Source organism: SAR324 cluster bacterium, assembly GCA_015232315.1.
Classification (GTDB): Bacteria; SAR324; SAR324; order SAR324; family NAC60-12; genus JADFZZ01.
In genome coordinates this window covers 1-4,901 of record JADFZZ010000075.1, presented here as the reverse complement: position 1 = coordinate 4,901, position 4,901 = coordinate 1, and the positions used below count along the sequence as shown (strand labels likewise).

Sequence of the window (4,901 nt, the reverse complement as noted above, 5' to 3'; positions counted from 1 at the left end):
AAAAACGGCTCAAACACTATGAAAGCGCGGTAGAATCCTGTGAACGTGCCATGGTTGTCTATGATCAACTTTCCTATCTGACCGGGGAACTCCGGGAACTTTTACAATGGTGCTCTCCTCATGGATTGAAATCCAAAACCAACGTCCAACCTCAACTCGAGGCCCTTTTATCCCTGATCGAAGGGGTTAATCATGTCGGGCTCCAGGGGATTGTCGGTTCTCTCAAAAAACATATCGATGAGATCCTCGTCCCGTTTGAACAGTTAGACCGCATTAAGGCTGAACTGCTGGAGCAGGTCCATGAAAGCACCCTGGAATATCTCTACATGGCCTGGCATCATGATCATTTTTCCCATCAAACCAAATCCCGGCAAAAGCAGTATCATCAGAGCGAACGAAATTTCTGGCTCGAACTGGCTGAGGACGTCCTGGGTCCAAACTTTCAGAACGCTAAAACCCTGGTTTTCGATAAGCTCGATTCCGTGGTACGTGCTTCTTCCTTGATAGAAATGGTCAATTCGATCCTCAGACCATTTCTCAATCAGGCTAAAGGACAAATCACCCAGGAATTTCTCAACTTGATCATGTTTTATCATAATCACCGTCTTTACAAAAGCGGTAAACGCAAAGGCAAAGCGCCCATAGAACTCTTGACAGGAGAAACCTTAGCCGCTCACTGGTCTGATCTGCTAATCCAAGCTACAGCCGGCCCTGAGTTGGAAACTCAACACAATAACGTGATCTCTTTTCATAAACCAGGTTCTAAATTACCAGAAAGCTCTGAAATGTTACCGGCTTTCGAGCAAAGTAGTACAGAACCCATGGATCAGGCGGCCTAAACAGTTTGAAAAACTGACAACGTTGGACATTATTGCGCTCATTGAGCTGGGCCTGTCGAATTTTGCCTAAGTGACACAACACCCGAAGTCTAACCTCACAAACTGTTAGCTACTTTGATGGCTTTTTGAAAGGTGCCAAATTTTCTTTCAAGAATTCGGTCAAGATGATTGAATCCAATAATTTGTTCAGTCACTTCGCCTATTTCACTTTGTGGTATAATTCGAAAACCTTCCCATCTAAAATGATCCTCCCAACGATCTTTACGAGGATTAAAAAATCGAATAAATGCACCTGTTTCCCAGAGTATTGAACCTATATCACTTCCTTTCTTGCGATTGCAGAATGTACAAGCATAAGCCAGGTTGTCAGCCTCTGTAATTCCACCATGTTTGAGGCTAATGATATGATCCACCTCACATCCCAAAAATGTATCAGATTCTTCAATCAAACAATACTCACACCTAAAACCGGAACGAGAAGCTACCAAGCGACGTAAATCTTCAGGAATGTAATTTTTCATAAGATACATGCTGATAAGCCTTGGCTTTAATTAAGCGCATTAAATGTTCTAAGTGCATATAATGCTCCAATTCAGTTTTTTCATCTTCTGAAATTCCAGCCGTTTTTTCTTTTTGTATCAATTCAAAAACCCGTTCCTTCACTTCCGGTGAAGGTTGAAAAGCTATGATGCTTCCCGGAGTTGTACCGGTTGCAATAAAATCAATTACTTCATCATAAACTTTCATAATCCTCTTTCAAATTAGCGTTTTGTAGTGAGCACTTATCGCATAACAGAACAGTTCTCTCATGAAATGATCATACCGATCATTCCACGACTCAATATACTGATCCAACGGAAAGGACTCCAACCAGGCAACACCATGCCAAAGACAAACAATCCCAAAATCAGGTAGGTGCCATATTGAAGGTTCCACAGTTCATATTTTCTGCGTGTTTGCGGTGAAAGAAAATAAGGTAGAACATAGCTTCCATCCAGTGGTCCCAGTGGAATCAGATTGAACAGACACAAATTCATATTGATGAACATGAACCAGAACAGGAGTACATGGACGGGAAATACGCTGGTTTGCAGGAGATCAAGCTGGTCGAGAATAATCCATAACAGTCCGCCAACCAGGGTCAGCAGAAAATTCATGGCGGGTCCGGCCGCGGCCACATAAGTGTCGGCATGTTTGTATCGAAAATTTCTTGGATTCACCGGGACTGGTTTGGCATAGCCCAGACCAACCATCAGCAACATCAGACTCCCCATAATATCAAGATGAGCCAGAGGATTCACTGTCATTCTGCCTGCCATTTTCGCGGTTGGATCGCCGCAGAGATAGGCGACCGCGGCATGGGCGAATTCATGCAGCGTGAGCGCGAACATCAGACAAAACAGTAATATGACCAAAACTTGAGGTTCCAGTTGAAACAGCATTGTTTCCTTTATTGAGATTAATCTTCAGCGGTAATCGCCAGGATTTCTTCCACGGTGGTTAACCCCAGCAGAATTTTGTCACACCCGTTCATTCTCAACGATATCATCCCGTGTTCAATGCCCACACGTTTGATCACGTTGGCATCGCTGGTATCGAGAATCGCGGTTTTGACCTTGTCATTCATCATCAAGAGTTCATGAATTCCAACTCGCCCCCGATAGCCGGTATGGCGACATTCACTACACCCTGTTCCATGATATAGTTTTCCACCTGCCGCCGCAAGTTGCTCATCAGAAATTCCCACTTCCCGCAATTGTTCAGGGTGGGGATCATAGGTTTCCTTGCAATATTCACAAATACGCCGAACCAGCCGCTGTGCCAGAACAGCAAGTACGGTCGATGACACCAGAAACGGCTCAATCCCCATGTCAATGAGACGGGTGATGGTGGCCGGAGCACTGTTGGTGTGCAGAGTGCTGAAAACGAGGTGTCCGGTGAGTGCTGCCTGAATCGCGATCTGGGCAGTTTCAGCATCACGCATCTCACCGACCATCACTACATCCGGATCCTGACGTAAGACAGAACGGAGAGCCATTGCGAAACTCAGACCCAGTTTGTGATTGATTTCAATCTGACTGTAGCCGGACATTTTGTATTCCACCGGATCTTCAATCGTGATGACGTTTTTCGCGTTGCTGTCAATCTGGGCCAGTGAGGCGTAGAGCGTGGTTGTTTTTCCACTTCCCGTCGGTCCGGTCACAAGAATAATTCCCGCGTTTTTATGGATGAATTTATTGTAATATTTCAAAATATTTTCGGAAAGTCCCAACTCACTCAGCGGTTTCAAACCATCGCTCTGATACAGCAGACGCAACACGATTTTTTCCCCATAAACTGTCGGAACGGTTGATACCCGGATATCGACCTTGCGACCCGCGATCAACACCATTGTCCGTCCGTCCTGCGGCATGCCTTTCTGGGCAATATCCAGTCGGGACATGACCTTGATCCGGTTGACCACTGTCACATGCGCCGGGCGTGGAAAACTGGTGACAAGGTGTAATACGCCGTCAATCCGGAATCTTACGGTGGAATCCTTGGGTGTTGGTCCGATATGGATGTCACTGGCTTCATCCTTGGCCGCCTGCCACATGATGCTGTTCACCAGTCGTTTGATCGGCTCTTCATCGGTTGCGTCAAGCAGATCTTCAGGTTCATCAATGCCGAGAATGCTTTCAAACGATTCTTCCTTACCCAGACTGTCCACCACCTGATCCGCCATTCCGGAGTTTCGGTCATAGGCCCGATTGATCAAGTCCATGATGGCCTGATGGTGTGAGACTACGGGAATGATCCTGCATTTGAACTGCCGCCCCAAGTCATCGAGCGGATGAAAATTGGATGGATCTTCCACTGCGACTTCGAGGTCAAAACCATCTTTTCTCAATGGGAAAAAAATGAATTTTTTGGCGTAACGAATAGGAATGGTGTCAGTGAATTCCCGGGAAATTTCGATTTCTTCAAAATGTTCACGGTATTCCAGTTCATAAAACTCGGCAATGGCTTTTTGAAACACCGCTTCCTGCGTGAGTTTGTACTTGAGCAGAAGATCCTTGATGGCCATCGGCTGCATCCGGTGTTCTTTCAACTGATCCTTGATAGCGTTCAGGGATTCCTGCGGAAGCTTGTATTTTTGAACCAGAACATTGATCACGGGATGATAATCAAACATAGGATAACTAGGATAATAATGTTGAAAATGACGACCCATGAAGGGGTGAAACGTATTGATCTACTCTCTTTGACTTAGAAAACGTTGAAGGGTTTGTCTAGCTCAAATTCAGGAAAAACTATTTCCTGCTGTAAATTTTATTATGACAGCGTCTAACTCAAGTGGAAATAGTAGTGATTCCGTTTTGAAAATGCGCTGATTATGCCATACAACCATCTCATTTTATTACGATACCAACAATAACCTGTTTTTCTTGATTATTCCATTGCGTCCCCTGCGATATTTTTGCTATGAATCCCTCAGACCAATGGGTTTGTTGATTCATTTTTAATGAAGGGGACGTATGCGTGGAAGACAATGGCTTAAAATGATGATAACGGGAATGGCATGGGTCCTCCTGTGCGGCATGGGAGGGGGGGCACCTGAAATGTCCATTCCTCCAGCTCGTGGTGTGTCTTTGGTGGATCAGGACCCTGACACGGGAGAAATAGCAGGAACCATCAACATTCAGAAAGCCGCTGATGAAACCAACCTCACGCATTATGTGCTCTATTGGGGTTCCGGTCCAACCGAAAAAATGGGAGGAATCTGGTCTCTTGCCAAAACGGGGCAGGATTTATCCTACACACTACCCGTCAACACAAAAATCCCCCAAGGTGTCACCCATGTGCTGGTTTACACCAAAAAAGACATGGACCAGTCCGACACAGGCATTTCAGTTCCCCTCACAGACAGGCAATCCGGAGAACCCGCGCCTTCGCTGGTGCTGGGTAAACTTCAGGCCTCTGAAACGTTCCTGACCGTCAATCAGGAAATGACCGTCACGTTTTCCCTTGAAATTCAGGGATCTCCCGCCAAAGTGGAATTATGGGAAGTGGATCAGCGGA

General features: G+C 45.7%; 6 protein-coding genes. 2 read left to right on the top strand and 4 right to left on the bottom strand.

What is annotated here, in order from left to right; all coding sequences use genetic code 11:
• Nucleotides 1–839 (top strand): hypothetical protein (locus HQM11_21260; GenBank protein MBF0353569.1); only part of this gene is annotated, 839 nt, incomplete at its 5' end.
• 95 nt (nucleotides 840–934) lie between these two features.
• Here HQM11_21260 and HQM11_21255 read toward each other — a convergent pair.
• The 4 genes from HQM11_21255 to tadA all read right to left on the bottom strand — a co-directional run bounded on the left by HQM11_21255 (nucleotide 935) and on the right by tadA (nucleotide 4,014).
• Nucleotides 935–1,369: an HNH endonuclease gene (locus HQM11_21255; GenBank protein MBF0353568.1), complete on the bottom strand. Its 435-nt coding sequence runs from the start codon at nucleotides 1,367–1,369 to the stop codon at nucleotides 935–937.
• Entirely contained in the window at nucleotides 1,341–1,586 is a 246-nt protein-coding gene (locus HQM11_21250) for a hypothetical protein (protein ID MBF0353567.1), read from the bottom strand. The genes HQM11_21255 and HQM11_21250 overlap by 29 nt, the downstream gene beginning before the upstream one ends.
• A 59-nt stretch (nucleotides 1,587–1,645) precedes the next feature.
• Nucleotides 1,646–2,158: a site-2 protease family protein gene (locus tag HQM11_21245; protein ID MBF0353566.1), complete on the bottom strand. Its 513-nt coding sequence runs from the start codon at nucleotides 2,156–2,158 to the stop codon at nucleotides 1,646–1,648.
• Between the two features lie 140 nt (nucleotides 2,159–2,298).
• The gene (gene tadA, locus HQM11_21240; protein MBF0353565.1) at nucleotides 2,299–4,014 is read right to left on the bottom strand and encodes a Flp pilus assembly complex ATPase component TadA; all 1,716 of its coding nucleotides are present in this window, start codon (nucleotides 4,012–4,014) and stop codon (nucleotides 2,299–2,301) included.
• Nucleotides 4,015–4,357: 343 nt separating this feature from the next.
• Between tadA and HQM11_21235 the strand changes: the two genes are divergently transcribed.
• Nucleotides 4,358–4,901, top strand: a 544-nt coding sequence (locus HQM11_21235) for a hypothetical protein (protein ID MBF0353564.1), incomplete at its 3' end; no start/stop codon positions are given.

Coding starts and splice junctions, on each gene's coding strand:
- HQM11_21245 (MBF0353566.1), bottom strand. CDS start 2,158: ATGGCAGGCAGAATGACAGTGAATCCTCTGGCTCATCTTGATATTATG.
- HQM11_21255 (MBF0353568.1), bottom strand. CDS start 1,369: ATGTATCTTATGAAAAATTACATTCCTGAAGATTTACGTCGCTTGGTA.
- HQM11_21250 (MBF0353567.1), bottom strand. CDS start 1,586: ATGAAAGTTTATGATGAAGTAATTGATTTTATTGCAACCGGTACAACT.
- tadA (MBF0353565.1), bottom strand. CDS start 4,014: ATGTTTGATTATCATCCCGTGATCAATGTTCTGGTTCAAAAATACAAG.